The 1,908-nt window shown below is 72.3% G+C and carries 1 protein-coding gene and 1 tRNA gene; one reads left to right on the forward strand and one right to left on the reverse strand.

Annotated elements, in window-relative coordinates:
- Positions 1–269: 269 nt before the first annotated feature.
- A complete protein-coding gene (locus AB8A24_RS43230) occupies positions 270–1,595 on the reverse strand; it encodes a peptidoglycan-binding protein (protein ID WP_369479240.1) in 1,326 nt (441 codons plus the stop codon).
- Positions 1,596–1,834: 239 nt separating this feature from the next.
- Between AB8A24_RS43230 and AB8A24_RS43235 the strand changes: the two genes are divergently transcribed.
- Positions 1,835–1,908: transfer RNA gene (locus tag AB8A24_RS43235), tRNA-Lys, on the forward strand.

The following is a 1,908-nucleotide window of genomic DNA, read 5'->3' on the forward strand; positions in this document are numbered from 1 at the left end:
GGCTCGTGGGCCGCCTCAAGGACGACAAGCCGGTGCTGGCGTGGGAGACCGTACTGAGCGGCCGGACCAGGACCGCGCCCACCCGGGGTGAGCCCCCGCCGGCATGACCGCGGGGACGGGGACGGGGACGGGGGCGGGCGCGGGCGCGGGGGCGGGCGCGGGGGTGGGGGCGGGGTCCGCCGCCCGGACCGCCACCGGGGCGGCCAGTGGCGGCACTCGGAGGGTGCCCGTCGTCGAGGTGGTGCGCGTGGGGAACATCGTTACCTCCGTCATGCGAACAGCCGGCGCCAGGTTTCCGGGCCCGGGTAGCCGTTGGCCGAAGCGCCGGTCCAGCCCTGCGCGCGCTGGAAGGCCTCGACGTTGCGGCGGTCGGCCTCGCTCCAGCGCAGGCCCGGACCGGATGTGTAGTACTTGCCGAAGCCCTTCTTCACCAGCTGACGACCGAGAGCCCTGATGGCCTCGTGCGACCGACCCGGCCGGAACACCGCGGCACCCGGGTAGGCCCGTACCCCGCCGGGTCCGGGCGCGGCCGCCACCGTCGGCGGGATGTTCTTGCCCTGCTTCTCGACGAGCAGCTTCCAGGTGTGCGCGCCCGGGATGCCGTCGGCGTCCGCGCCCGTCCAGCCCTGTGCGCGCTGGAAGGCGGCGGTGGCGAGCTGGTCGTGGTCGCTCCACGTCCGGTCGGCCACCCCCTTGGGGTAGAACCGGTACGCGCCGCGCTCGATCAGCATCCTGCCGAGCTGGGCCACGTGGTCGTTGGTGGCGCCGGGGCCGAACTTGTCCGCGCCCGGGAAGACCGTCGCGTCCCCCGGCTTGGGGCCCGCCGGGGCGTCCGGGAGGAGGCCGCCCGGCACCCCGTTGAACCGGTACGGGACGTACTTCGTCGCGTTGCTCCAGTACCCGTAGGGCGTGGCCAGCTTCCGCGTGTTCGGGCGCGTCTGCTCGTAGGCGACGTAGTGCGTGCGCGTCGAGTCGACCCAGCCGCCGAAGATGACCACGTGCGAGCCGTTGTTGGGGTCCGCCGGGTTGTGGAAGAGGAGCATGTCCCCCGGCAGCAGCTCATCCTTGGTGATCTTGGTGGCGAACTTGTCGAGGCTGCCGGTCCATTCGTTCGACCCCAGGTTCCAGACCATGGAGACGTAGCCCGAGCAGTCCTGCCGGTACCCGTCCGTCCAGTACTCGGACATGCTGTACGGGACCCCCGCGTCCAGCCACAGCTTCGCCCGGTTGATGATCGTCGCGCGGTCGATCCGCCGCACCACGCCCGGCTGGGCCGGAGCACCCGGCTTCCCCACCGGCCCGCCCTTGGGGCCGTGCAGCGGGGTCCGGCCGCCCTGCGGGGAGCTCGGGTCGTCCAGGGCCGACGGCCCCGGGGGCGGGGCGGTCACGGCCGCCGCGGTCGCACCGCCGCCACCGAGGACCACTCCCGCGGCGGTGGCCAGCACCAGCGCCCTGCGGGCGCCGCGTGCGGCCGGGTGCCCCCCGTCCCGGAGCGGTATGGCCCGCGCGCGGGCGAGGGCGCGGCGGCGCTGGGAGCAGCCCCGGCACGCACAGTCGCCCGCGGGCTCGTACTCCTCGAAACCGGGCATCGGCATCTGCACATGCGTCGGAGGCTGCATCGTCATGCGGTTCCGTCCACTCCCCTGCTCATCCACTCGTCCACTCGTCCACTGGTCCACTGGTCGACCGGAGCCGAACCTGATAAAGCATCAGATACGGCAGGCGCAGACATATGGTGCACGATAAACCCGTCAAACATGGGTTAATCGGACAAGGCGGGCGTGGCTGGTCACGGGCACCCCTGGAGGTGGGGTAGAGTTTTCCCTGTCAGCAAGCGCCGCTAGCTCAGTTGGTTAGAGCAGCTGACTCTTAATCAGCGGGTCCGGGGTTCGAGTCCCTGGCGGCGCA

Origin of the sequence: Streptomyces sp. BF23-19, assembly GCF_041106355.1 — a bacterium.
GTDB classification, from domain to species: domain Bacteria; phylum Actinomycetota; class Actinomycetes; order Streptomycetales; family Streptomycetaceae; genus Streptomyces; species Streptomyces virginiae_A.